The sequence below is a fragment of the Burkholderia sp. 8Y genome (assembly GCF_902506145.1).
Classification (GTDB): domain Bacteria; phylum Pseudomonadota; class Gammaproteobacteria; order Burkholderiales; family Burkholderiaceae; genus Caballeronia.
Window position 1 is genome coordinate 2,934,492 of the sequence record NZ_LR733520.1, and the last position, 23,641, is coordinate 2,958,132.

Here is a 23,641-nt window from a genome sequence, read left to right on the forward strand (position 1 = left end):
TTTGGATCATCGGCTTGATAGCGCCTCCTCCGCGTTGAGCAACACCATGTGCGACGTCTCCTACACAATTTGCAACCACCCATAAAATTGTCGATAGGAAGGTGCGGGGGCTGCGCCAATCGCACGATGAGCGGGCGTCACCGGTCGTTGCGAAGAGACGACTACCGCGCCCCTCAAGGTCAACTTGATGCGGCGCGCCCGACTTCAAGATGGCTGGCAAGACACGCTTGCGGTTTTCCTGGCTCGCAGGTCGGCGCAAAGAGCGTAACCGTCGCGGGGGTAACATTGGGGGTAACCTCGGAGGCCGTGGCGCGTTGACGGGGGAGCCGGTGGAGCTTCGGCGGGCTGTTTGGTAGCCCTCCTCCCACCACGAATCCAAAGGGCTCGGCATCACGCCGAGCCCTTTCTCGTTTCCGCGTCCACCTTAAGCCCCCGTCCCGCGTACACTGCTCCTCACGCCGACCCGCGAGCGACGCCCATGCACATCCAAATCCGCGAAATCGACCACGTCGTAATCCGCTGCGCCGATCTCCACGCCATGATTCACTTCTACCGCACGGCCCTCGGCTGCGCGGTCGAGAAAGAGCAGCGCGATATCGGTCTCGTGCAGATGCGCGCCGGGCGCTCGCTGATCGATTTACTCGCGGTAGGCGCGTCCATCGACCGGCCGGAGAGCGGCCCGCCGGGCGCCAGCCGCAACATGGATCACCTGTGCCTGCGCGTCGAACCATTCGATGCCCCCGCGCTGCGCGCGCACCTCGAGACGCACGGCGCGCGCATCGGCGAAGAAGCGCGGCGTTACGGCGCCGAAGGCTTCGGCCCGTCGCTATATCTGTTCGATCCGGAAGGCAACATGGTCGAGCTCAAAGGACCGCCCGAAGCCTAAGCATCAAGCACCCGGCGCCTTCAACACGTTCCAGCGAATGGTCACCGGATCCACCGTCGCGCTGCCGAGCGATGCCTCGCCATCTTGCACGGTCAGTTGCAGGCGCATCGTCCGTTCGGCCAGCTTGCCAAGCGCCTCCGCGACGCCGTCCGCGAGCGACCACACCGTGACGTTCTCCAGGCGCTCGACCTTTGCGCGCACGCCTTGCCACCAGATGTCCGCCGTCCTTCCCGCATACGCGATCACGATCACGCGGTCCGCGCGTCCGCTCGCCTTCGCGATGCGTCGCTCGTCCGGCTGGCCGGCTTCGATCCACAGTTCGATCTGGCCGGTGAAGTCCTTTTGCCATAGATCAGGCTCGTCCGTATCGGAGAGCCCTTTGCAGAATTCCAGTCGCTCGTCGGCGAAAAGGCCGAACGCGGCGACGCGAATCATCATGCGTTCGTCGGTTTCGGACGGATGCCGCGCGATGGTCAAGGAGTGGTCGCCATAGTAATGACGGTCCATGTCGGCGATCTGGAGATCGGCCTTATAGATGGTGGATTTGAGAGCCATGCAGCGATGACACCGGAAAGCGACCGGCGATTCATAGGAAGTTGGAAAGCGGCACGGCGCAACGGCGAAAGCCGCACATCGGACGCGACAAGCCCGTCATTGTGCGGCGAATCGATGCGGAATTGGAAGCGGAGATCGCGCAGTCAGCCCGAGCGGGCGACCGCGCCGTTTTCAGGCGCGATATTGACGCGCGCTGATATTCGACCGTTTATTGGTCGATGAAGCGATCGGCGGTCCACATGCCTTGAGTATCGCTATTCGCGGCATTGACGAATTCGACGTCGTGGCCAACCACGCGCACCACGCGAAAATGCGAATTCACCGGAGTCGATATGCACTCATACCCTTCGAAAAACTGCTGCATCTGCTGATGCTCGCCGGCTCGCGCGTGCTGATCGGCTGAATCGAATTTATCTTTCGACAAACAGCCATAAGAATTGGGTCTGAACTTGAATGTCTGTTGCGGCTGAAGCGCGCTGTCCTGCGCGTATGCCGCAGAAACCGCGACAGCCAAGCTCAACACGGCGAAGACAGCATGAGCGCGTTTCTTCATCAATAGAGCCTCCGGACGAAAGCCGCGACATTAGCCGCATATATAAAAGCCGTTTCGCGAACTCATACTAGATGGGTTGCGTCGAGTTGCAAGCACATGTTGTGTGCGATTGCAACAAGACGCAGTGTCCCAGTTTTTATCTCGGGATTACACGTGTTCGTTTCGACCACGATTTATCGGTTAATCGGCGAAAGCGAAAATGAATTTGTCGAAAGGACGCGCATGTGCGGCATTTTGTCTCGTGCGTCGTTTGGTGCATCGCACGAGCGGTTCTCATCCGTCAGCGCGAGACGCGCATAGCAGTCCGCGAACGACTTGGGAAGCTGGCCGAACGGCCTATTGCCTCGCGCGGCGGTTCGTGGATAAATCGACGGCATCGATAACAGGAGGTGCGGAATGACGCTCGCTCAATGGCTGCCGTTCGCGATCGCTTCGGCGATTCTCGTGGCGATTCCCGGGCCGACGGTACTGCTCGTCGTCTCGTACGCGCTCGGTCACGGCCGCAAATACGCGCTCGCGACGACGCTCGGCGTCGCATTGGGCGACCTGACTGCCATGACCGCGTCCATGCTCGGTCTCGGCGTGCTGCTCGCGGCTTCGGCGGAACTCTTCATGGCCGTCAAATGGGTCGGCGCGGCGTATCTGTTCTATCTGGGCATCAAGCTGTGGCGCGCGCCCGTCGTCGATACGGACGCCGTCAAGCCGAGCGGCGACCTGCGGACGAGTCGCATCATGGCGCACGCCTACGCGGTGACGACGCTCAATCCTAAAAGCATCATCTTCTTCGTCGCCTTCGTGCCGCAGTTCGTCGATCCGCATGCGGCGACCGTTTCGCAGATCGCCATTCTCGAAGCCACATTCGTCGGCCTCGCGGCGGCGAACGCGTTTGCTTATGCGCTGCTCGCTTCGGGAGCGCGCCGCGCCATCCGCAAGCCTTCGGTGCAGCGCGCCGTGAACCGCACCGGCGGCGCGTTGCTGATGGGCGCTGGCGTATTCGCGGCGGCGTGGAAGAGAGCAGCATGATCGAAGTCGACGACTGGATAGCAAGCGCGCGACGTGTCTACGTCGCGCTGCTCGACGACTGGAACCGGCGGGACGCCGTCGCAATGGCCGCGCGCTTCGCCGAGCGAGGCAGCCTCGTCGGTTTCGATGGCAGCATGATCGACGGTCGCGCGTGCATCGAGGCGCATCTCGAGCCGATTTTCGCGGAGCATCCGACGCCGCTTTTCGTCGGCAAGGTGCGCGAGGTCCGGCGCATTGCGTCCGGGCAGACGCTGCTGCTGCGCGCCGTAGCCGGCATGTGGCCGCGCGGACAACGGGCACTCGATCCGCGCTTCAATGCCGTGCAGACGCTCGTGCTTTCCCTGCGCGACGGAGCGTACGTGATCGAGATGTTTCAGAACACGCCCGCAGCTTTCCACGGACGGCCGGATGAGGTGGAGAAACTCACGGCCGAATTACGCGAATTGGGAGAGCCGCGCGCCGTCTGACGACGCTTACTTCCCGATACAGAAGCGGCTGAAGATGACGCCGAGCAGATCATCCGACGTGAATTCGCCGGTGATCGCATTGAGGCTGTCCTGCGCGAGCCGCAATTCTTCGGCAAAGAGATCGAGCACCTGCGATTGCTGGCTGGCGTGCTCCGCGGCGAGCGCAAGGTGCTCGCGGGCCGCGCGCAGCGCGATCAAGTGCCGTTCGCGCGCCAGGTACACGCTTTCCGCGCCCGCCTGCCAACCGGCAATTTTCAATAGCTCGTCGCGCAGCAGGGAGATGCCGTCGCCCGTCTTGGCGGAAAGGTTCACTTCCCGCGCATTGCCGTCGCCACCGAGCACGGCGGCGGGCGCGCCAGCGAGATCGGTTTTGTTCAGCACCCGGACGACCGGCACGCCGTGCGGAAAGCGGGCGGCGATCGACTCGTCGTCCGGCGTCATCCCGGTGCGAGCATCGAGCAAATGGAGCACGACGTTCGCGCGCTCGATCTCAACCCACGTTCGTTCGATGCCGATGCGCTCCACCTCGTCTTCGGTCTCGCGCAACCCGGCGGTATCGATGATATGCAGTGGAATGCCCTCGACCTGGATCGTCTGCGCGACCTTGTCGCGCGTGGTGCCCGCAATCGGCGTGACGATCGCCAGTTCCGCGCCGGCGAGCGCATTCAAAAGCGACGATTTGCCGACGTTCGGCTGCCCCGCCAGCACGACGGACATTCCCTCGCGCAGGAGCGCGCCTTGCCGGGCGTCGGCGAGCACGCGTTCCAGGCGTTCGCGGATGCGCACGAGCTTGCCGCGAGCGTCGGCGGCTTCCAGGAAGTCGATCTCTTCTTCCGGGAAATCGAGCGTCGCCTCGACGAGCATCCGCAGCGTGATCACGTCCTCGACGAGCGCGTGAATCTCGCGCGAGAACGCGCCCTCCAGCGAGCGGCCCGCGGAACGCGCCGCGGCCTCGGTACTGGCTTCGATCAAATCGGCGACGGCTTCCGCCTGCGCGAGATCGAGCTTGTCGTTGAGAAAAGCGCGGCGCGTGAACTCGCCCGGCTCCGCGAGCCGAAGGCCGAAGTCGCCGCCCACTTCGATCGCCCGTTGCAGCAGCAGTTGCAGCACGATGGGCCCGCCGTGGCCCTGCAACTCCAGCACGTGTTCGCCCGTGTATGAGTGCGGCGCGGGAAAGTACAGCGCGATGCCGCGATCGAGCGCCTCGCCGTTGGCGTCGACGAACGGCACGTAGCTGGCGTGGCGAGGCGCGAGCGGCTGGCCGCATAGCGCGCGCATCGCCTGCTGAGCGGCTGCCTCGCCCGCGCGACCGAACGAAAGCCGCACGACGCCGATGCCGCCGCGCCCCGGCGCGGTAGCGATTGCGACGATCGGATCGGTGTCATTGGTCAGCATGGCGGGGGTCGGGGCGGTGGCGTCGGGGAGCCGGCATTGTATCGCGCGTGTTCTCGCAGCATCCGTTAGGATGATTCTTGCATTATCTTAAACAAGATACGATTGCGGTTCGGGCTTTGCGGGCGCGGGACGCGCGCCGAGTTGTCACCGGTGCAGACGCGATACGCATTCTTGCGTTCATCTCGTTGTCTTTCGGCAAGCAATTGGCTTGCTTGAACAAGTTAAACGTCGCCAGCGGCGCGCCAGATCTAGCGCGACCGGTTGACTTCCAGGCAGCGATTCCCTTGCACAATCCGATGCATGCCAACACAGCAAGAGAAGGCCGATTTCTCAGAACGGCTCAAATTTTCCATGGCGCGTGCCCCGGAACGGATGCGAGGCGCGACCGATCTCGCGAACAAGTTCAATCTGCGCTATCGCGGCGAGCCGGTATCTCCGCAGACTGCGCACAAGTGGCTCACAGGACGCTCGATCCCCACAACCGACAAGCTTCAGACGCTCGCCGAGTGGCTGAAAGTCGATCTTCACTGGCTGCATTATGGACCGCCGCCGAGCGGCAGCACGCAGACCACGCCGAAACCGCTCGCACGCGACGAAAAGTATCCGGCATCGGAGGACACGCTCGAACTTGCGTCGAAGATCGAGGCGCTTTCGCCGCATCATCGGTATTTGCTCGAGGAGCTCATCGACCAGTTCTATGGGGCGATGAAGCGGTAGGCCCGCACGCTGCAACCAAATTTTTCGATTTGGCTCGCGGGATGTATCTTGCGCCGTTGAAGAACAGGAAGGCTTGCGCTGCAAGGACTTCCGGCCGGTCCGACTGCGAACGCAGATTCGAATTTGAAGCCGCAAGTTCGAACGCGGAAACGCGGACCGGAATGTTTACGACACTATCTGCATGGCGACCAATCGTACAAAACAAGCTTTCGCACGAGGATTATGGCTGCTGGTCGCAGATGTGGCCGACACCATCCAGCGCGACGTGCCCTATTACAAACAGAACCTCTTCCGCGTCGGACATCCGGATGACCTCGTTTGCGCATTGGAGCATGCGGACCCGCAGGCGAGCGTAACCCCTACGACCGTGAAGAATTGGTTCGATGCCAAGACGATGCCGCGAGGAAGGAATCGAAGATCGTTGACCATGCTTTTCGGCCACCGGGGGAAGATGCTGCTGGACGGCGAAGACATAAAGCCCTACGTCTCGGCCCGGCCGGAGGCGGCCGAAACCTTACCGGCGTTCCGGGGCTATGAGCAGGAGGACGCCTTTCGTCGGGATATTCGTGAGGCAACGGCAGCCGCGCACCTCGTTCTGGCCAAGCTACGCAGGCTAGATGAACGACTCAGTGACCGTCTTTCTGGCAACGCATCGCAGCGTAACAACGAGTCGTAAAAGACGCGGTGCGGTAAGCGACCTGTCGCATCTGCAGGCGCAGTGCGCTCATGCTCATCGCGCACAACAAAACGCCCGGCAAAGCCGGGCGTTCCCACATTCAAACCAGCGGACCTAAAACCTCAAGCCACCTTCTTCTTCCGCTGTCCCATCATGCGCGTGATGTAGTACTGCTGCGCGATCGACAGCACGTTGTTCACCACGTAATACAGCACAAGGCCCGCCGGGAAGAAGAAGAACATAACCGAGAACGCAATCGGCATGAACATCATCATCTTGGCTTGCACGGGGTCCGGCGGCGTCGGGTTCAGCTTCGTTTGAAGGAACATCGACACGGCCATCAACACCGGCAGGATGAAATACGGGTCTTGCTGCGACAGATCGTGAATCCAGCCGATCCACGGCGCGCCGCGCATTTCCACCGACGACAGCAGCACCCAGTACAGCGAGATGAACACCGGAATCTGGATCACGACCGGCAGACAGCCGCCGAACGGATTCACCTTCTCGGTCTTGTACAACTCCATCAACTGCGCGTTCATCTTCTGCGGATCGCTCTTGAAGCGTTCGCGAATCTGCTGCATGCGCGGCGTGATTTCCTTCATGCGCGCCATCGACTTGTAGCTCGCCGCCGACAGCGGGAAGAACACGGCCTTGATGAGCAGCGTCAGCAGCACGATCGCCCAGCCCCAGTTGCCGACGAAACCGTGAATCTTTTCGAGCAGCCAGAAGAGCGGCTTGGCGATGATCGTCACCATGCCGTAGTCCTTCACCAGCTCCAGACCCGGCGCGATGCCTTCCAGCATGCGCTCTTCTTCCGGACCGGCGAAAAGACGCGCATCGACCGTCACGCTTTGCCCCGGCGCGATGGTCTGCACCGGCTGCTGCACGCCGACGCGGTACAGGTTCGGATCGATCTTCTGCACGTAGATATCGCGCTGCGCGCCTTCCTTCGGAATCCACGCGGACGCAAAGTAGTGCTGCACCATCGCGATCCAGCCATTGTTCGCGGACGACTCGAACGTGGCCTTGTTCTTGTCGATGTCGCTGAAATCGATCTTCTGGAAGTGCTTCTGATTCGTGTAGACCGCCGGCCCGATGAACGTGTGCGAGAAGCGCGGCGTCTCCACCGGCGTGTTGTCGCGCACGAGTTCCATGTAGAGCTTCGGCGTGACCGGCGCGCTGCCGACGTTCTCGATCTTCGTATCGACGTTGATCACATAGCTGCCGCGCGTGAAGGTGTACGTTTTCACGACCTTCACGCCGCCCTTCACTGGCGATTCGAACGCGAGCGTCAGCGTCTTCGCGTCGCCCGACAGCGACGTCTGGCCCGGCACTGCCGTGAAGACGTCGTTGTGATTCGGGAAGTCGCCGCCGAGCAGGCCCGTGCGCGCGAGGTACGTGTGGTTCGCGGTGTGGTCGAAGAGCGTGATGTACAGGTCCGGCTGCTTGCCGTCGCCTTCTTTCAGCAGCGAGAGCTTCGAGAGCGTGCCGCCGCGCGTGTCGATTTCACCCGAATACACGTCCGTCGTGAACTTGACGAGCTGCGAAGCCGCCGTGGCGGGCGGCGTCGAGGTGCCCGGCGCGGCGCCGGCCGGCGCGTTCGTCAGTTCCGATGGCTGCGCGCCCGGCGCGGCCGAGCCCGGTGCCGGGTTGCTGGCGGTCTTGGCCGGCTGCGTCGCGCTCGGGAAGAACATCGACGGGCGCCCATGGTCGCGCTGCCAGTTGTCGAACAGCATGACAACTGACACGAAGAAGATGACCCATAGGACGGTGCGTTTGATATCCATGCGTTGTCTCAGTGTCGATCGGTAAGCGCGTTTGCGCCGTTTAGTGGTGAATGCTTTTCTGGGGCGGAACCTGCAGCCGGGCTACCAACCTGCGTGGACGCGGATCGAGAACCGGAGGCTTGGGACGGTGTCGGAACGAGATCGACGCCGCCCGCCGAAAAGGGATGGCAGCGGCAAAGCCGTTTTGCGGCGAGATACGTGCCATGCGCGGCGCCATGATACTGGATTGCCTCGCGCGCGTAGTCGGAACAGGAAGGGTAAAAGCGGCACCGGTTGCCGAGCAGCGGGCTGATGGCAAGCTTGTAGAAGCGCAACAACGCGATGAGTGCCGTTTGCATAAGCTTCGCGCTGCGCGCCCGGTCTGCCGTGAGAGACACACCGACGCGGCCCGCGCTTCATGACCCGGAAGGGCCGGATGAATCGTCGACGGCGGGCGCGGAAGGCGGCGCCGCCACGGGTTCGGCCGCGCGGCGCGCTGCTTCGCGCACGGCACGGTCGAAGAGTACTTCCAGTTCGCCGCTGTACAACGCGCCGAGCGGCGGCGAACTGGCGCTCGGCATCGTCTTGCGGTCGATTTTCGCGTGCAGCCGCACGAGGATGTCGAATCCGCGCAACTGCTCGCGACGCAGCCGAAACGCCTCGCGCGCAAGCCGCTTGATCAGATTACGCGTGACCGCCCGCGGCGCCTGCTTCTTGCCGATCACGAGCCCGAGCCGTGCTTCGTTGCCCGTCGGCTTGCCGTACAGCACGAAGTGCGGCGAACGCCGCCAGGGGCGCAAACGAAAAACGGATGAGAACTCATCCGTTTTCAGCAGCCTTGCGGCCTTGGGGAACGCGGCCGACGCCGGCAATTCGACGATGTCCTGTTTCAAGACTTCTGTGCGGCGCTCGGCAAGCGGCTCGCCACCCTCTAATGCGCCCGGTTCCGAACGCGACGCGGCTGCGAGCAGCACCGGGCTTGTCTTAGATAGCCAGGCGCTTGCGGCCCTTCGCGCGGCGAGCGTTGATGACCTTGCGGCCGCCGGCGGTCTTCATGCGAACGCGGAAGCCATGGGTGCGCTTGCGGCGGGTCACGGAAGGTTGGTAAGTACGTTTCATGGTGCTCTCACTTGAGTTGATAGACCGCGCGGGCTTGGCTCCAGTGTGGTCACTGCAAGCACGATGGCCGGAGGTTCAGGAATTCTGTTTTCGCGGAACCCGCTATTTAAACCGTTTTCCTATTGACCGTCAATAGTTTAGCGTCCCGCGACGGTGAAACCCGCGTCTTTCGGCCGCCGATGGAGCGGTGATTTGACCCTGTGGATAACTCGCGCGCCGCGAAGGTTTGGCGTTAGAATCTCGCCTTACTCCCAAATATCCGCCCGCTGCTTCGGCCCGCCGTTCGCCCGCAAATCCTTGCGGCGTAAGCCTCCGGAGCATACCTGCTTGGCCGTGCCGGGACTTGCCGACCCATCGGACGTAATCGGACGCGGGCGGCAAGCATGGCCGCAGGTGCGCGCAGCAACCATAACGACCGCACTCGATGAACGATTTCTGGGAACACTGTTCCGCACTGCTGGAGCGCGAGCTCACGCCTCAGCAGTACGTCACGTGGATCAAGCCGCTGACCCCGGTCGACTTCGATGCCGACGCGAGCACCCTGCGCATCGCCGCGCCGAACCGCTTCAAGCTCGACTGGGTGAAGAGCCAGTTCTCCGGACGCATCGCCGACGTGGCGCGCGAGTTCTTCAGCGCGTCCATCGACGTGCAATTCGTTCTCGATCCGAAAGCGACCGCCCGCAGCGCGGTCGGCGGCGCGCCGAACGCCGCGCCGCGAGCGAGCGTCACGCCGCCGCGTCCGCCCGCGCCGGCTGCGGCGCCGGCCGCGCCTTCGGTCGTCGCGCATGCAAACGCGACCGCGCACGTCAACGCGCTCGCCGCCGAGGCGGCGCAGCAGGCGCAAGCCACGCATGAAGAACAGGTCGACCTCGACCTTCCGAGCCTCGACGCTAACGAAGCCGCCGCCGGCCGGCGCACGTGGCGGCCGGGCGGCGCGCCCTCGGCGGGCGGTGAAAACGATTCCGCCTACGAACGCTCGAAGCTCAACCCCGTGCTCACGTTCGACAACTTCGTGACCGGCAAGGCGAACCAGCTCGCGCGCGCGGCGGCCATTCAGGTCGCGGACAACCCGGGCATCTCGTACAACCCGCTCTTTCTATATGGCGGCGTGGGCCTCGGCAAGACGCACCTGATCCACGCCATCGGCAACCAACTGCTGATGGACAAGGCCGGCGCGCGCATCCGCTACATTCACGCGGAACAGTACGTGTCGGACGTGGTGAAGGCGTACCAGCGCAAGGCATTCGACGACTTCAAGCGTTACTACCACTCGCTCGACCTGCTGCTGATCGACGATATTCAGTTCTTCTCGGGCAAGTCGCGCACACAGGAAGAGTTCTTCTACGCGTTCGAGGCGCTCGTCGCGAACAAGGCTCAGGTCATCATCACGAGCGACACGTATCCGAAGGAAATTTCCGGCATCGACGATCGCCTGATCTCGCGGTTCGACTCGGGGCTGACGGTCGCCATCGAGCCGCCGGAACTTGAAATGCGCGTCGCCATCTTGATGCGCAAGGCGATTTCCGAAGGCGTGAGCCTCTCGGAAGACGTGGCGTTCTTCGTTGCGAAGCACCTGCGTTCGAACGTGCGCGAACTGGAAGGCGCGCTGCGCAAGATTCTCGCGTACTCGAAGTTTCATGGCCGCGACATCACGATCGAGCTGACCAAAGAGGCGCTCAAAGACCTGTTGACGGTGCAGAACCGGCAAATTTCGGTCGAGAACATTCAGAAGACGGTCGCGGATTTCTACAACATCAAGGTCGCCGACATGTATTCGAAAAAGCGGCCGGCCAACATCGCGCGTCCGCGTCAGATCGCCATGTATCTGGCGAAGGAACTGACGCAGAAAAGCCTGCCCGAAATCGGCGAACTGTTCGGCGGCCGCGACCACACGACCGTGCTGCACGCGGTGCGCAAGATTGCCGCCGAGCGCGGCAACGACGCGCAGCTGAACCACGAACTCCACGTGCTGGAACAGACGCTCAAGGGCTGACGAAGCCGCCGGGCGGCGCGCGGCGGCAGGCGTCGATTGTTGCGCGTGCGGGCCTGTTTATTGGCGAAAACGCCCCCAATTTCTGGGGAGCCGTGCTGTTTTCAGGCACAATACAGGTTTGCCGTCCGTTGGCCTGGACGGTTCTGGAGCGCAAGCTTTCGCGAGTGACCGGCGGGGGGCCGGCAACGCGTGTTACGAGGTTGTCCGGCGGGCGAACGGTGGCGCCACGGTGGCGAACCGCCCGGACAGGCCGTCACATCAATGAAGGAACTCTATGCAACTGGTCAAGACCGAACGAGATAATCTTCTAAGGCCGCTGCAAACCGTGAGCGGTATCGTAGAACGCCGCCATACGTTGCCTATCCTCGCCAATCTGCTTATCACCAAGAACGGCGCGGACGTGTCGTTCCTTTCGACGGACCTCGAACTTCAGATCACCACGCGCGCCGATTTCGGCGTCGGCAGCGATCAGGTCGCCACCACCGTCGCCGCGCGCAAGCTGCTCGATATCCTGCGCGCCATGCCCGCCGGCGAAGTCGCGCTCGACCTCTCCGACAAGCGCCTTACCGTGCGCTCGGGCAAGAGCCGCTTCGCGCTGCAAACGCTCGCCGCGGACGAGTTCCCCACGGTCAACCAGGCTACTGACTTCGGCGCAAGCCTTTCAGTTCCGCAAAAGACGTTCCGCCAGCTGCTCGGCATGGTGTATTTCGCGATGGCCCAGCAGGACATCCGCTACTACCTGAACGGCATGCTGCTCGTGGTGGACGGCGACCAGCTGATGGCGGTCGCCACCGACGGTCACCGCCTCGCGTTCTCGTCCATGAAGATCGAAGGCGCGTTTCCGCGTCAGGAAGTCATCATTCCGCGCAAGACCATTCTGGAACTGCAGCGCCTGCTGGAAGACATCGACGACACGCTGAAAATCGACATCGCCGCGACGCAGGTGAAGTTCACTTTTGGCCAGGTGGAACTGGTGTCGAAGCTGGTCGAGGGCAAGTTCCCCGACTTTCAGCGCGTGATTCCGAAGTCGCACAAGAACACGTTCGAGATCGGCCGTGAGGAATTGCAGCGTTCACTCCAGCGCGCGGCCATTCTGACTTCGGACAAGTTCAAGGGCGTGCGCTGCCTCGTCGAACCGGGCCAGCTCAAGATCATGTCGACGAACGCGGATCAGGAAGAAGCGCAGGAAGAACTCGAAATCGCGTATCAGGGCGATACCGTCGATATCGGATTCAACGTCACGTATCTGCTCGACGTGCTCGCGAATCTGAAGGTCGACACGCTTCAGGTGGCGCTCGGCGACGCGAATTCGAGCGCGCTGATCACCATTCCTGAGAATGAGGAATTCAAATACGTGGTGATGCCGATGCGCATCTGACGCGTACGACACCGAAGACACTCCAAGGGGCGGCTCGCCCCTTTGGCGTTTTTAAGGTGTTTTGAAAAGTTCGAGCATTTACGTGCAGTTATCGAAGCAGTGTCGAAGCAGTGACGCAGAACCGGAAGAAATCCATGACTGAAAACACACATTCGCAACCCGACAACAGCTACGGCGCATCCTCCATTCAGATCCTCGAAGGTCTGGAGGCGGTGCGCAAGCGTCCGGGCATGTATATCGGCGATACGTCGGATGGCACCGGTCTGCATCACCTCGTGTTCGAAGTGCTGGACAACTCCATCGACGAGGCGCTGGCCGGCTACTGCGACGACATCCACGTGACGATTCACGCGGACAACTCCATCTCCGTGACGGACAACGGCCGCGGCGTGCCGACCGGCCTCAAGCGCGACGACAAGCACGATCCGAAGCGCAGCGCCGCTGAAATCGTGATGACCGAGCTGCACGCGGGCGGCAAGTTCGACCAGAACAGCTACAAGGTATCGGGCGGCCTGCACGGCGTGGGCGTCTCGTGCGTGAACGCGCTGTCCGAATGGCTGCGCCTCACGGTGCGCCGCGACGGCAAGAAGCACTTCATGGAATTTTCGCGCGGCGTGGTGCAGAACCGCGAGATCGTCGAGGAAGACGGCGTGCAGTATTCGCCGATGCCGGTCGTCGGCGACACCGAAAAGCGCGGCACGGAAGTTCACTTCCTGGCGGATGCGACCATCTTCGGCAATGTCGAATTCCACTACGACATTCTCGCCAAACGCATGCGCGAGCTGTCCTTCCTGAACAACGGCGTGCGCATCCGGCTGACGGACCTGCGCACCGGCAAGGAAGACGACTTCGCGTTCGCGGGCGGCGTGAAGGGCTTTGTCGAATACATCAACAAGCAGAAGCAGGTGCTGCATCCGACCGTGTTCCACGCAATCGGCGAGCGCGAGAACGTGACCGTCGAAGTGGCGATGCAGTGGAACGACAGCTTCAACGAGAGCGTGCTCTGCTTCACGAACAACATTCCGCAGCGCGACGGCGGCACGCACCTGACCGGCCTGCGCGCCGCGATGACGCGCGTCATCAACAAGTACATCACGGACAACGACATCGCGAAGAAGGCGAAGGTGGAAACCACCGGCGACGACATGCGCGAAGGTCTGTCGTGCGTGCTCTCGGTGAAGGTGCCGGAACCGAAGTTCAGCTCGCAGACGAAGGACAAGCTGGTGTCGTCCGAAGTGCGCGCGCCGGTCGAGGAAATCGTCGCGAAGGCGCTCGAAGACTTCCTCCAGGAAACGCCGAGCGACGCGAAGATCATCACGGGCAAGATCGTCGATGCCGCGCGTGCGCGCGACGCGGCCCGCAAGGCGCGGGAGATGACGCGCCGCAAGGGCGTGCTCGATGGCATCGGGCTGCCGGGCAAGCTCGCGGACTGCCAGGAGAAGGATCCGGCGAAGTCGGAAATCTACATTGTCGAGGGCGACTCGGCGGGCGGCTCCGCTAAGCAGGGCCGCGACCGCAAGTTCCAGGCGATCTTGCCGCTGCGCGGCAAGGTGCTGAACGTCGAGAAGGCGCGCTTCGACAAGCTCATCTCGTCCGAGCAGATCGTGACGCTGGTGACGGCGCTTGGTTGCGGCATCGGAAAGGACGACTACAACCTCGACAAGCTGCGCTATCACCGCATCATCATCATGACGGATGCGGACGTGGACGGCGCGCACATCCGCACGCTGTTGCTGACGTTCTTCTACCGGCAGATGCCGGAGATTGTCGAGCGCGGGTATATCTATATCGCGCAGCCGCCGCTCTACAAGATCAAGGCGGGCAAGGACGAGCGGTATATGAAGGACGCGCACGAGCTGAACCAGCACATGCTGAAGCTCGCGCTGCAGGGTTCGGAACTGCATCCGAGCGAAGGCGCGGACCCCATCACGGGCGATGCGCTCGGCGAACTGGCGCGTGCCTATTTGCTGGCGCAGGCGGTGGTGGACCGCATCAGCCGCATCTACGACGCGGCCGCGCTCGAAGCCGTCATGGATGGCGTCGTGCTCGATCTGTCGACGGAGGAAGCGGCGGCGGCATCGGCGAAGGCGCTCGAAGCGCGGCTGCGTGCCGATCCGCTGAAGCCGGAAGTGTCGGTCGAGCCGGCGTACGACCCGGTTCGCGAAGTGCGCTCGCTGCATATCAAGCGGCGTCATCACGGCAACGTGAAGGTTTCCGTGTTCGACGAAGACCTGCAATTGACCGCCGACTACAAGCAGCTCGTTTCGACGGCGGACACGTTCAAGGGCTTGATCGGCGAAGGCGCGCTGATCAAGCGCGGCGAACGGTCGATGGCCGTGTCGGACTTCAAGAGCGCGATGAAGTGGCTGATCGCGGACGCGGAACGCAACGTGTCGAAGCAACGCTATAAGGGACTCGGCGAGATGAATCCCGAGCAGCTTTGGGAAACGACGATGGATCCGAACGTGCGGCGTCTGCTGCGCGTGCAGATTGAAGACGCGATCGCGGCGGATGGCATCTTTACGACGCTGATGGGCGATGATGTCGAACCGCGCCGGGCGTTTATCGAGAGTAATGCGTTGCGGGCGGGGAATATTGATGTTTGAGGGGAGTTGCGCCGCCGCCGGCCCCTCTGCCGCCCGCTTCTGAAAAAAGCACCATGCAGCGCGGTCACCCGCCCGACGTCCTTCAACGCTTCGAGGCGTTGAAAATCTGGCAACGCGGTGACGAGCGCGCGCCTCACAAGCCACTGCTCGTCTTGCTCGCGCTCGGCTTGTACAGCCGCGGAGTCCGCGAGGTTCCGTTCAACCAGTACGAAAGCAAGCTCAACGAACTCTTGCGCGAGTTCGGCCCGTGGCGGCGCACGCTGTATCCGGAAATGCCGTTTCTTCGTCTGCAAAGCGACGACGTCTGGCGAGTCGCGGCGCACGGCTCGGGCGGTCTGCTCGCGTCCAACGCTGCGTTGACCAAGACGCAGTTGCGCACCATCGACGCCACTGGCCGGTTTTCCGACGACGTCCAGCGCGCATTCGATCGCAACCCACAAGCCATCGATGCGGTCGCGCGCATGATGCTCGACGCGCATTTTCCGGACAGCATGCACGAGGACATTCTCGCCGCCGTAGGCCTGACGCTCGACGCGCCGCAGACCGGCAGAACCCGCCGCAGCCCCGACTTTCGCGACCACGTACTCAGGGCCTATCAGTACCGCTGCGCCCTGTGCAATCTCGACATGCGGATCGGCAATCGCACGATCGGGCTGGAAGCCGCGCATATCAAATGGTTCCAGTTCGACGGGCCGGATGTCGTCGAGAACGGCATTGCGCTCTGCTGCCTGCATCACAAGCTCTTTGATATCGGCGCTTTCACGCTCGGCGACGAGCGGCGCGTGCTGGTGTCCGAAGAAGCGCACGGCACCGACCAGTTCGACCACATCTTGCTGCGGCATCACGGCAATGCGCTGAACGCGCCCGTCAGAGCGGAACATCATCCGTCGAGCCGGTTTGTCGCGTGGCATCGCGCCGAGGTCTTTCGAGGCCGCCCGCGCCCGCTGTAATTCCGCCAAACGCCCGCCGCAACGCGCGTACACTTCGGCTTCGAGCCAAATCCATCTCGCGCGGGGCCACCCGCGCGGATCGCAAAAAAGAGAAATCCCCCATGTTCACCTGCCGAAACCAGTCCTGCCACGCAGAATGGGAGCCCTCGGACGTCGTCATCAAAAACGAAGGCCAAGGTCTGCTGTTCCGCTGCCCGATGTGCGGCGCGCGCAACTACGTGACGCGCCACGAGTCGCCGGAGGGCGCCGTCTCCTACGAACAAGTCAGCGATATCCCGCCGCGAGGCTCGCATTAACGCCATGACCACCGACACCTCCTTCGCGAACCTGCCGCTCGCCCCGGCGATGCAGGCGAACCTGCAACAACTCGGCTACACGTCGATGACGCCGATTCAGGCCGCCAGTCTGCCGCACGCGCTCGCGGGGCACGATCTCATCGCGCAGGCGAAGACGGGCAGCGGCAAGACCGCGGCCTTCACTCTGCCGCTGCTCGCGCGGCTCGACGCGAAGCAGTTCGCCGTGCAGGCGCTCGTGCTGTGCCCGACGCGCGAACTCGCCGATCAGGTCACGCAGGAAATCCGCCGCCTTGCGCGTGCGGAAGAAAACGTCAAGGTGCTGACGCTGTGCGGCGGCACGCCCATGCGTCCGCAGATCGCGAGTCTCGAGCACGGCGCGCATATCGTCGTGGGAACGCCGGGGCGCATCATGGACCATCTGCAGCGCGAAACGCTGTCGCTCGCCGCAGTCCGCACACTCGTGCTCGATGAAGCCGATCGCATGCTCGACATGGGCTTTTTCGACGACATCGCATCGGTGGCGCGGCAGTGTCCGAAGGATCGTCAGACGCTGCTGTTTTCCGCGACGTATCCCGAAGGCATCGTGAAGCTGAGTCAGCAATTCCTGCGCAATCCGCGCGAAATCAAGCTCACCGAGCAGCACAGCAACGCAAAGATCAAGCAGCGGTTCTATCAGGTGGAAGACCACGAGCGGCTGCATGCCGTCGGCTTGCTGCTGGATCACTACCGTCCGGTGAGCACGCTCGCGTTTTGCAATACCAAACAGCAATGCCGCGACTTGCTCGACGTTCTGCTCGCGCAAGGCTTCGAGGCGCTCACGCTTCATGGCGAGCTCGAACAGCGTGAGCGCGATCAGGTACTCGTGCAGTTCGCCAATCGCAGTTGCTCGGTGCTCGTCGCCACCGACGTGGCGGCGCGTGGTCTCGACATCGCGCAGTTGGAAGCGGTCATCAACGTCGATGTGACGCCGGACCCGGAAGTGCATGTGCATCGCATCGGCCGCACGGGGCGCGCGGGCGAGGAGGGCTGGGCGCTGTCGCTCGCGAGCATGGACGAGATGGGGCGCGTGGGCGCGATTGAACAAGCGCAGCGTTCGGAAGTGGAGTGGCATCCGCTGTCGGAACTGACGTCGGCCGAGCCGGGGCATCTGAAGCCGCCGATGGCGACATTGCAGATTCTCGGCGGGCGCAAGGACAAGATTCGCCCGGGCGACGTGCTCGGCGCGCTCACTGGCGATGCGGGTTTCGACGGCGCGCAGATCGGCAAGATCAACGTGATGGACATGGTGACCTACGTGGCCGTCGAACGCGGCATCGCCGATGACGCCATGCGGAAGCTCGGCGCTGGGAAGCTGAAGGGACGTAAGGTGAAGGTGCGGCGGATTTGATTCGCTTTTGCGGGGGATGGGCGCCGACGCGGTGCCAGCATTGCATGTCCTGAGCCCCGAACGCGGGGCGCGCTCGACTCACTCCCGCGCCATTTCCCTCGACGCCCCGCATCGCGCGCCATGAGCGGCAAGCTGAGCGCATTGGCGTCACAGCCGCGCCGCGCCGACCGACCCGGCGCCGGCATTGCATGTACCGAGCGCCGAAGTCGGCGCGGACTCGAATCACTCTCGCGCGATGCCGGCCGACGCCGCGCCGGTATCGCTCGTCACGAGCGACGAGTCTGATCGCCTTCGACCCATTCCTGCGCCACGCCAGGAGACGCCGCGCCGGCATCGCACTTCGCGAGCGCCCGGCTGCGAGCTCCCTCGACTCACTCCCGCGCCATTTCCCTCGACGCCGCGCCGGCATCGCGCGTCACGAGCCGCAACCCGCTCGCGATGCTCGCAGCACCCGCAAACCCAGCGCCCAGCGAAAGCGCGAGCGCCGGACCGTGCTTTCCCGCGATGCCGAAGCACAGCGCGACCAGCGCCGCGCCCGTCGCCTGCCCGACGAGCCGCGCGGTCGCGACCACGCCGCTCGCGCCGCCGCTTCGTTCGCGCGGCGCGCTCGCCATGAACGCCTTCAGATTCGGCGACTGAAAGAACCCAAAGCCCGCGCCGCAAATAGACATGCGGATGCAGATATCCAGCGCATGCGGGTTCGCGGGCAGCGCCGCGAGGGACACCATGCCCGCGCACAGAATCGCAAGCCCGATGCCGCCGAGCAGTCCCGGCGCGTAGCGGTCGGACAAGCGCCCCGCGATGGGCGCCATCAACGCGACGAGCACCGACCACGGCGTCATCAGAAAGCCGGTTTCGACTTGCGTGCGGCCGAGCACGCCTTCGAAATAGAACGGCAGCGACACGAACGCGAGCCCTTGCGCGGCGAACGAGCAGACGGCGGTCATCGTCGAGAGAGCGAACATCGGGCGCCGAAAGAGATCGACGGGCAGCATCGGCGCGGGATGGCCGCGCTCGCGCCGCAGCATCAGCGCGCCCGCGACGAGCGCCACGCCGAGCGATGCCAGCACCGTTCGCGACGGCGCGCGCTGCGCTGCTTCGCCCAGCGCGAAAATCAGCGACGCGAACGTGACGACGTTGAGCGCCGCCGCCACGCGATCGAAGCCGTGCGTGCTGCGCTTGGTCTGCGGCAGCGCGGGCCATGCGATGAAAAGCGCGAGCACGCCGACCGGCAGATTCACCGCGAAGAGCCACGGCCACGTGCCGAGCGACAGCACGATTGACGCGACCGTCGGCCCGACCGCGAACGCGATGCCGACGATCAGCGCGTTCAGGCCGACGCCGCGCCCGAGCCGATGCAGCGGGAAAATCGCGCTGATGAGCGCCGTGTTCACGCTCATGATCGCGCTCGCGCCGAGCCCTTGCAGCAGCCGCGCCGCGACGAGCGTCGGCAGGGACCATGCGAACGCGCATATCGCGGAGGCAATCAGGAACACGACGAGCCCGCTCAGATAAACGCGCCGATGCCCGACGATGCCGCCGAGCGCCGCGAACGGCAGCAGCGTGGCGACCATCGCGAGCTGATAGGCGTTGATGATCCAGACCGACCCGGCGGGCGTCGAGCCGAGATCGGCGGCGATGGCGGGCAGCGCGGTATTGGCGATGGCGGTATCGAGTGTCGCCAGCGCGACGGCCAGCAGAATGGCGGCCATGCCGCGCCGCTCGCGGGGCGTCATCGGCGCGTCGGGGTCGCGGGGAGCGGAGTGAGCGGGATCGGCGGCCACGTCGTGTTCCGGATGTAAGCGGAAGAAGAATAATCCGACACGATACGGGAACGCGACCGATCGCGCTCGAACACGTCGGCGGCGGTTATGCTGTCACGACCAAAAGAAGGAGATGGAGCATGGCGATTCGAATCGTGCGGCTCGGCTCGCCGCGCGCCGAAAACGAGGGCTTGCGCATCGGCACGGTGCGCCGGCCGCCGCGCGGCGTGCCGAAGGCCGAGTTCGCGAGCCGCGATTTCTACGATGTGTGGTATCCGAATCTCGCGCCGTCGGCGGAACGCGTGAGCGAGGCGCTGCATGCGCAAACCGAGCAGGAGTGGCGCGCGTTCGTAAGGAAGTTCAAGGCGGAGATGGCCACGCCGGAGGCGAGCAGGTCGCTGGATCTGCTCGCGGCGCTCTCGCATACGACGAATCTATCGGTCGGCTGCTACTGCGAGAACGAAGCGCGGTGTCATCGGTCGGTGCTGCGGGAGCTTTTGTTGAAGCGCGGCGCGGAGGTGGTCGCGCCGGAATGATGCGATAGACGCCTGTGGCGGCGTCTATCGCCGATGCTTTAGTCGGTGCCGAACTTCGGCGAGCGCGGGCCGTACAGCAGGCCCGTCTTGTCGCCCGTGGCGAGCAGGCGTTGGCTCGTCAGGCCGGCGACGTCGAAGGATTTGTCCGTCAGCGAGTGCGTGACCTGTTTCGCGACGCCCTGAACCAGCATCCCGACGAGGCTGCCGTTGCCCACGCCGACGTTGTAGCCGACTTCATTGCCGTTCGCCGTGGCGGTGCCCTTCCAGAGCTCGTCGCCTGAGCGCAGATCGACGAGCTTCGCGTTCGCCGACACGACCGTCTTGCTGTCGACGACGACGAACTTCGTGCCGTAACTCGTGACCGTCGTGTAGAGCGCAGCGTCCGCGCCGAAGATCTCGCGGAGCTTCGCGGGCGCGACGTTCTGGATATCGGTGGGCGTGGTCAGGCCGTTGTGCTTGAACGTTTCGTCCATTTCGGCGACCGGCACGACGTAGTAACCGGCTTCCGCGAGCGGCATCGTCATTTGCGACAACATGCCGTGCGTCGCACCGATGTCGGACGTCGCGTTGATCGGCGGCAGCACGAGGATCGAGTGCGGCTTGCTATTGCGGAACGCCGTGTAGTCCGCCTGATTCGGCGCGCGGGAGGCGCATGCGCTCAGCATGAGCAGCGCCGAGAGCATCGCGAGGAGCTTGCGTGGAAAATTCATGGTCATGGCCGGCGTTTATTTGAGGTGGCTCAACAGGAAGTCCATGTAGGCGGACGACTCGGGAAACGATTGCTTCTCGGCATTGAGTTCCTGACGGGCGGAATCGACTTGTCCGACGCTCGCGTAGAGCGTGCCGAGATGCGCGTGGAAACCCGGCGGCAACGCGTGACCCTTCGCGAGAATCTGCTGACGCGACTTTTCCAGTGCGTCGATCTGCTCGGCCGCGCTCTTCTGGCCTTTGAAGTATTCGTACACCTGCGGCTGATAACCGTCCCATTGATAAAGGGGCGGCGTGCCTTGCGTGGCGCAACCGGTCAGCAGCGCGCACGCTGCCGCGACCGGCAGCGCGAGGCCGGTCAAGAACTGCTTCTTGTGATGCATGGTGAGACCTGCTTATGAGTGGTGATGCGGTTACTTCGCGGCTTGCAACGCGCCTGCGTCGACCTTTTCGACGAGGTGATTGACGGCTTCCTGAATCGCCAGATCGAGCACTTTGCCGTTGAGCGTCGAGTCGTAGGTGGCGGTCCCGCCGAAGCCGATGACTTCGCGATTCGACAAGCTGTACTCGCCCGCGCCCTGGCTGGACGCGACGACTTCGGACGTCGTGGTATCGACGATGTTGAGGCTGACCTTCGCATACGCGACTTGCGTCTTGCCGCTTCCGAGAATGCCGAAGAGTTCTCGATCGCCGACGTCCTTGCGCCCGAATTCGGTCACGTCGCCGGTGATGACGTAGCTCGCGCCCTTGAGCGCCTGGTTCTTGTTTGCGAACGCGGCTTCCTGCTTGAGTTCGTTGAGGTTATCGCGCTCGAGGACGGTGAAGCGGCCACTCTGTTGCAGGCTCGTGAGCAGAATGGTCTTCGCCTGACTGCCGACGCGATCGACGCCATCCGAGAACACGCCGCGCATGTAGCTCGAACGGTTGTCGAACTTGCCGACCGATACGGCGACCGGCTTGCCGGCGTACGGCGTGCGGGCGCTGCTGACTTCGGGCACCGGCAGGGGACGCGACGCTTCGGTTGCGCATCCGCACAGGACTGCCGCGACAGACGCGGCGACGAGCGCCGTTCGCGCTTTCGTGAATTTCATGGGTTTGCCTCCGGGAATACGCCGTCGTTTCGGCGTGTGCGTCGGGACGCGACGCAAAACGGCGGACGGCGGAAAAGGGAGGTAGATTGTTGAGCGATTCGGGGAGCGGGTTCTTCGGAGTGGTCCGAATGTTGGGGGAGGGTTGACAAAGTGGATGAGGCTCGCGGAACACGACGCGCAAACGAGAAAGGCCGGTCAGCTTTCGCTAGACCGGCCTTTTGAATACTTGGTGGGGCGTGAGTGACTCGAACACTCGACCTACGGATTAAGAGTCCGCTGCTCTACCAACTGAGCTAACGCCCCAACAGAAACGAAATTATAGCGGCAATATTTCGAAAAGCGCAAGCCCTCCGCGCGAAATCCCGAATCCGCAACGAACGCGCACCAGACAGCGCCCAAGCCAACAGCCGTTATCATGACGCATCGCCGAACCATCGTGCGATTCGCCAACTCACCACGGAACCGGAAGACATGGACGAAGCCGCCATTCGCGCGTTGCTGGACAGCATCCTCGCGCCGTGGGTCCGCGAACTCTCGCTCGCGCCAGAAGCCATCGGGGACGATGGCGTCACGCTGCGTCTGCCGTACTCGGAGCATCTGCGGCACGCGGGCGGCGTCATCTGCGGTCAGGTGTTCATGGCCGCCGCCGATACCGCGATGGTCGTCGCCATATCGCACGTCATGGGCGCCTTCTCGCCGATGACCACCGTCTCGCTCAACACCACGTTCATGCGCCCGGTCAAAGCCGGCGACGTGCTCGTCACCGCGCGCGTCATGCGGCGCGGGCGCAACCTCGTCTTCGGCGAGATCGACATGCACGACGACCGGGGCGAACTCGCCGCACACGCCACGACCACCTACGCGCTCATCAACAAAGACCAGTAAGCAATGTTCGATCAAGTCGTATTCGCCGGCGGCGGCAACCGCTGCTGGTGGCAGGCCGGATTCTGGAACGTCGTGCAGCCGGAACTGAACCTGCGGCCACGGATCATCGCCGGCATTTCGGCGGGCGCGGCCACCGCCTGCATGCTCTACACCAACGACGCGCGCTGGGTCATGCGCTACTACGCGGAAGTCCTGCGCGGCAACACCAAAAACGCCTACTGGGGCAATCTGCTGCGCGGGCAGTCGGTGTTTCCCCATTACCGCATCTACCGGCAGGCGCTGCTCGATATCTTCGCGGATCGCTTCGACGAACTCGCGTCGGCGCCGGAAATACGCATCGGCGTGTCACATCTGCCGCGCTGGCTCGGCGCGCGCAGCGCCGTGGCGGCGGGCCTGATCGCGTACAACATCGAAAAATACGTGCGCAAGACGTTGCATCCGACGCTCGGTCAGGCGCTCGGCTTCCATCCCGAGTTCGTGACGGCGCAGGAATGCGCGACCATCGAAGACCTGGCCGATCTCATCTTGCAATCGTCCAGCACGCCGCCTTTCACGCCGATTCTGCGTCGCAACGGGCGCCCGGTGCTCGACGGCGGCATGGTCGACAACGTGCCCGTTTCCGCGCTCGATGCGTCGCCCGGCACGGTGCTCGTCATGATCACGCGCCTGTATCCGCGCGAGCGCGTGTTCGTCGTGCCGCACGGCGAGCAGCAGCGGCTTTACGTGCAGCCGTCGCGCAAGGTGCCGATATCGAGCTGGGACTATACGAGCCCGTCGCAGATGGAGCATGCTTACGATCTGGGTCGCGCGGACGGCGAGGACTTTCTCGAACGCCTGCCGCGTCTGATGGAAACCGCGTCGCATCTCGCCTGAGCCTGCATGGAGGCA

Annotated in this window: 25 protein-coding genes and 1 tRNA gene; 14 read left to right on the plus strand and 12 right to left on the minus strand. The window is 63.6% G+C overall.

The annotated features are described in order from the left end of the window. The first annotated feature begins 478 nt into the window (after positions 1-478). Positions 479-886, plus strand: a complete 408-nt coding sequence (locus tag GV035_RS24415) for a VOC family protein (protein WP_159837485.1) — start codon at positions 479-481, stop codon at positions 884-886. Positions 887-889: 3 nt separating this feature from the next. On the opposite strand, the gene GV035_RS24420 is transcribed toward GV035_RS24415, so the two are convergent. Next, complete coding sequence (locus GV035_RS24420; protein WP_159837487.1) at positions 890-1,441, minus strand: YaeQ family protein; 552 nt, start codon at positions 1,439-1,441, stop codon at positions 890-892. Positions 1,442-1,649: 208 nt separating this feature from the next. Then, on the minus strand, positions 1,650-1,994 hold the full coding sequence (gene sap1 / locus GV035_RS24425) for a surface attachment protein Sap1 (protein WP_159838191.1): 345 nt from the start codon (positions 1,992-1,994) through the stop codon (positions 1,650-1,652). A gap of 396 nt (positions 1,995-2,390) precedes the next feature. On the opposite strand from sap1, the gene GV035_RS24430 reads away from it, so the two are divergent. Both GV035_RS24430 and GV035_RS24435 read left to right on the plus strand, forming a co-directional pair. Next, positions 2,391-3,017 (plus strand): LysE family translocator, encoded by a 627-nt coding sequence (locus GV035_RS24430; protein ID WP_159837489.1) that lies wholly within the window; start codon positions 2,391-2,393, stop codon positions 3,015-3,017. After that, positions 3,014-3,484 (plus strand): SgcJ/EcaC family oxidoreductase, encoded by a 471-nt coding sequence (locus tag GV035_RS24435; RefSeq protein ID WP_159837491.1) that lies wholly within the window; start codon positions 3,014-3,016, stop codon positions 3,482-3,484. Before GV035_RS24430 ends, GV035_RS24435 begins: the two co-directional genes overlap by 4 nt. A gap of 6 nt (positions 3,485-3,490) precedes the next feature. Here GV035_RS24435 and mnmE read toward each other — a convergent pair whose 3' ends face one another. After that, complete coding sequence (gene mnmE / locus GV035_RS24440; RefSeq protein ID WP_159837493.1) at positions 3,491-4,879, minus strand: tRNA uridine-5-carboxymethylaminomethyl(34) synthesis GTPase MnmE; 1,389 nt, start codon at positions 4,877-4,879, stop codon at positions 3,491-3,493. Between the two features lie 300 nt (positions 4,880-5,179). Here mnmE and GV035_RS24445 point away from each other — a divergent pair, with 300 nt between their 5' ends. Both GV035_RS24445 and GV035_RS24450 read left to right on the plus strand, forming a co-directional pair. After that, positions 5,180-5,596 carry a transcriptional regulator gene (locus tag GV035_RS24445; protein ID WP_159837495.1) on the plus strand — a complete coding sequence of 139 codons (417 nt, stop codon included), beginning with the start codon at positions 5,180-5,182 and terminating at the stop codon, positions 5,594-5,596. Between the two features lie 181 nt (positions 5,597-5,777). Then, complete coding sequence (locus GV035_RS24450; protein WP_159837497.1) at positions 5,778-6,272, plus strand: hypothetical protein; 495 nt, start codon at positions 5,778-5,780, stop codon at positions 6,270-6,272. A 122-nt stretch (positions 6,273-6,394) separates the two neighbouring features. Here GV035_RS24450 and yidC read toward each other — a convergent pair whose 3' ends face one another. Genes yidC through rpmH form a run of 4 tightly spaced genes read right to left on the minus strand, consistent with a single transcriptional unit; the run spans position 6,395 to position 9,160 of the window. Next, positions 6,395-8,062 carry a membrane protein insertase YidC gene (yidC, locus tag GV035_RS24455; RefSeq protein WP_159837499.1) on the minus strand — a complete coding sequence of 556 codons (1,668 nt, stop codon included), beginning with the start codon at positions 8,060-8,062 and terminating at the stop codon, positions 6,395-6,397. Between the two features lie 8 nt (positions 8,063-8,070). Then, positions 8,071-8,400 carry a membrane protein insertion efficiency factor YidD gene (gene yidD, locus GV035_RS24460; protein WP_236572707.1) on the minus strand — a complete coding sequence of 110 codons (330 nt, stop codon included), beginning with the start codon at positions 8,398-8,400 and terminating at the stop codon, positions 8,071-8,073. A gap of 57 nt (positions 8,401-8,457) precedes the next feature. Next, positions 8,458-9,015: a ribonuclease P protein component gene (rnpA, locus tag GV035_RS24465; RefSeq protein WP_442859587.1), complete on the minus strand. Its 558-nt coding sequence runs from the start codon at positions 9,013-9,015 to the stop codon at positions 8,458-8,460. 10 nt (positions 9,016-9,025) lie between these two features. Next, a complete protein-coding gene (gene rpmH, locus GV035_RS24470; protein WP_004198824.1) occupies positions 9,026-9,160 on the minus strand; it encodes a 50S ribosomal protein L34 in 135 nt (44 codons plus the stop codon). Positions 9,161-9,584: 424 nt separating this feature from the next. On the opposite strand from rpmH, the gene dnaA reads away from it, so the two are divergent. The 6 genes from dnaA (at position 9,585) to dbpA (ending at position 17,770) form a co-directional block, all read left to right on the plus strand. Next, positions 9,585-11,153 (plus strand): chromosomal replication initiator protein DnaA, encoded by a 1,569-nt coding sequence (dnaA, locus tag GV035_RS24475; protein ID WP_159837503.1) that lies wholly within the window; start codon positions 9,585-9,587, stop codon positions 11,151-11,153. Between the two features lie 274 nt (positions 11,154-11,427). Beyond that, positions 11,428-12,531, plus strand: a complete 1,104-nt coding sequence (gene dnaN / locus GV035_RS24480; protein ID WP_159837505.1) for a DNA polymerase III subunit beta — start codon at positions 11,428-11,430, stop codon at positions 12,529-12,531. Between the two features lie 134 nt (positions 12,532-12,665). Then, a complete protein-coding gene (gyrB, locus tag GV035_RS24485; RefSeq protein ID WP_159837507.1) occupies positions 12,666-15,137 on the plus strand; it encodes a DNA topoisomerase (ATP-hydrolyzing) subunit B in 2,472 nt (823 codons plus the stop codon). A gap of 53 nt (positions 15,138-15,190) precedes the next feature. Further along, positions 15,191-16,087, plus strand: coding sequence for a phosphorothioated DNA-binding restriction endonuclease (locus GV035_RS24490; protein ID WP_159837508.1), 897 nt, complete (start codon positions 15,191-15,193; stop codon positions 16,085-16,087). A gap of 101 nt (positions 16,088-16,188) precedes the next feature. Next, positions 16,189-16,383, plus strand: coding sequence for a hypothetical protein (locus GV035_RS24495; protein WP_159837510.1), 195 nt, complete (start codon positions 16,189-16,191; stop codon positions 16,381-16,383). 4 nt (positions 16,384-16,387) lie between these two features. Further along, positions 16,388-17,770 carry an ATP-dependent RNA helicase DbpA gene (gene dbpA, locus GV035_RS24500; protein ID WP_159837512.1) on the plus strand — a complete coding sequence of 461 codons (1,383 nt, stop codon included), beginning with the start codon at positions 16,388-16,390 and terminating at the stop codon, positions 17,768-17,770. A 371-nt stretch (positions 17,771-18,141) separates the two neighbouring features. Here the strand turns inward: dbpA and GV035_RS24505 are convergent, their stop codons facing one another. Further along, a complete protein-coding gene (locus tag GV035_RS24505; RefSeq protein WP_159838195.1) occupies positions 18,142-19,506 on the minus strand; it encodes an MFS transporter in 1,365 nt (454 codons plus the stop codon). A gap of 167 nt (positions 19,507-19,673) precedes the next feature. On the opposite strand from GV035_RS24505, the gene GV035_RS24510 reads away from it, so the two are divergent. Beyond that, positions 19,674-20,069 carry a DUF488 domain-containing protein gene (locus GV035_RS24510; protein WP_159837514.1) on the plus strand — a complete coding sequence of 132 codons (396 nt, stop codon included), beginning with the start codon at positions 19,674-19,676 and terminating at the stop codon, positions 20,067-20,069. A gap of 38 nt (positions 20,070-20,107) precedes the next feature. Here the strand turns inward: GV035_RS24510 and GV035_RS24515 are convergent, their stop codons facing one another. From GV035_RS24515 to GV035_RS24530, 4 genes are all read right to left on the minus strand, one after another. Continuing rightward, positions 20,108-20,785, minus strand: coding sequence for a DUF799 domain-containing protein (locus tag GV035_RS24515; RefSeq protein WP_159837516.1), 678 nt, complete (start codon positions 20,783-20,785; stop codon positions 20,108-20,110). A 9-nt stretch (positions 20,786-20,794) separates the two neighbouring features. Continuing rightward, positions 20,795-21,160: a DUF4810 domain-containing protein gene (locus tag GV035_RS24520; RefSeq protein WP_159837518.1), complete on the minus strand. Its 366-nt coding sequence runs from the start codon at positions 21,158-21,160 to the stop codon at positions 20,795-20,797. Positions 21,161-21,190: 30 nt separating this feature from the next. Continuing rightward, positions 21,191-21,868: a CsgG/HfaB family protein gene (locus GV035_RS24525; RefSeq protein WP_159837520.1), complete on the minus strand. Its 678-nt coding sequence runs from the start codon at positions 21,866-21,868 to the stop codon at positions 21,191-21,193. Between the two features lie 227 nt (positions 21,869-22,095). Then, a tRNA-Lys gene (locus tag GV035_RS24530) sits at positions 22,096-22,171 on the minus strand. Positions 22,172-22,339: 168 nt separating this feature from the next. Here GV035_RS24530 and GV035_RS24535 point away from each other — a divergent pair. After that, positions 22,340-22,753: a PaaI family thioesterase gene (locus GV035_RS24535; protein ID WP_159837522.1), complete on the plus strand. Its 414-nt coding sequence runs from the start codon at positions 22,340-22,342 to the stop codon at positions 22,751-22,753. A gap of 3 nt (positions 22,754-22,756) precedes the next feature. Continuing rightward, entirely contained in the window at positions 22,757-23,626 is an 870-nt protein-coding gene (locus tag GV035_RS24540) for a patatin-like phospholipase family protein (protein ID WP_159837524.1), read from the plus strand. The last annotated feature ends 15 nt before the right edge of the window (positions 23,627-23,641 follow it).

Coding starts and splice junctions, on each gene's coding strand:
- sap1 (WP_159838191.1), bottom strand. CDS start 1,994: ATGAAGAAACGCGCTCATGCTGTCTTCGCCGTGTTGAGCTTGGCTGTC.
- GV035_RS24510 (WP_159837514.1), top strand. CDS start 19,674: ATGGCGATTCGAATCGTGCGGCTCGGCTCGCCGCGCGCCGAAAACGAG.
- GV035_RS24415 (WP_159837485.1), top strand. CDS start 479: ATGCACATCCAAATCCGCGAAATCGACCACGTCGTAATCCGCTGCGCC.
- GV035_RS24420 (WP_159837487.1), bottom strand. CDS start 1,441: ATGGCTCTCAAATCCACCATCTATAAGGCCGATCTCCAGATCGCCGAC.
- GV035_RS24450 (WP_159837497.1), top strand. CDS start 5,778: ATGGCGACCAATCGTACAAAACAAGCTTTCGCACGAGGATTATGGCTG.
- GV035_RS24445 (WP_159837495.1), top strand. CDS start 5,180: ATGCCAACACAGCAAGAGAAGGCCGATTTCTCAGAACGGCTCAAATTT.
- yidD (WP_236572707.1), bottom strand. CDS start 8,400: ATGCAAACGGCACTCATCGCGTTGTTGCGCTTCTACAAGCTTGCCATC.
- dbpA (WP_159837512.1), top strand. CDS start 16,388: ATGACCACCGACACCTCCTTCGCGAACCTGCCGCTCGCCCCGGCGATG.
- GV035_RS24495 (WP_159837510.1), top strand. CDS start 16,189: ATGTTCACCTGCCGAAACCAGTCCTGCCACGCAGAATGGGAGCCCTCG.
- mnmE (WP_159837493.1), bottom strand. CDS start 4,879: ATGCTGACCAATGACACCGATCCGATCGTCGCAATCGCTACCGCGCCG.
- GV035_RS24520 (WP_159837518.1), bottom strand. CDS start 21,160: ATGCATCACAAGAAGCAGTTCTTGACCGGCCTCGCGCTGCCGGTCGCG.
- GV035_RS24430 (WP_159837489.1), top strand. CDS start 2,391: ATGACGCTCGCTCAATGGCTGCCGTTCGCGATCGCTTCGGCGATTCTC.
- GV035_RS24490 (WP_159837508.1), top strand. CDS start 15,191: ATGCAGCGCGGTCACCCGCCCGACGTCCTTCAACGCTTCGAGGCGTTG.
- dnaA (WP_159837503.1), top strand. CDS start 9,585: ATGAACGATTTCTGGGAACACTGTTCCGCACTGCTGGAGCGCGAGCTC.
- GV035_RS24435 (WP_159837491.1), top strand. CDS start 3,014: ATGATCGAAGTCGACGACTGGATAGCAAGCGCGCGACGTGTCTACGTC.
- GV035_RS24525 (WP_159837520.1), bottom strand. CDS start 21,868: ATGAAATTCACGAAAGCGCGAACGGCGCTCGTCGCCGCGTCTGTCGCG.
- rpmH (WP_004198824.1), bottom strand. CDS start 9,160: ATGAAACGTACTTACCAACCTTCCGTGACCCGCCGCAAGCGCACCCAT.
- GV035_RS24505 (WP_159838195.1), bottom strand. CDS start 19,506: ATGACGCCCCGCGAGCGGCGCGGCATGGCCGCCATTCTGCTGGCCGTC.
- gyrB (WP_159837507.1), top strand. CDS start 12,666: ATGACTGAAAACACACATTCGCAACCCGACAACAGCTACGGCGCATCC.
- yidC (WP_159837499.1), bottom strand. CDS start 8,062: ATGGATATCAAACGCACCGTCCTATGGGTCATCTTCTTCGTGTCAGTT.
- dnaN (WP_159837505.1), top strand. CDS start 11,428: ATGCAACTGGTCAAGACCGAACGAGATAATCTTCTAAGGCCGCTGCAA.
- GV035_RS24515 (WP_159837516.1), bottom strand. CDS start 20,785: ATGACCATGAATTTTCCACGCAAGCTCCTCGCGATGCTCTCGGCGCTG.
- GV035_RS24540 (WP_159837524.1), top strand. CDS start 22,757: ATGTTCGATCAAGTCGTATTCGCCGGCGGCGGCAACCGCTGCTGGTGG.
- GV035_RS24535 (WP_159837522.1), top strand. CDS start 22,340: ATGGACGAAGCCGCCATTCGCGCGTTGCTGGACAGCATCCTCGCGCCG.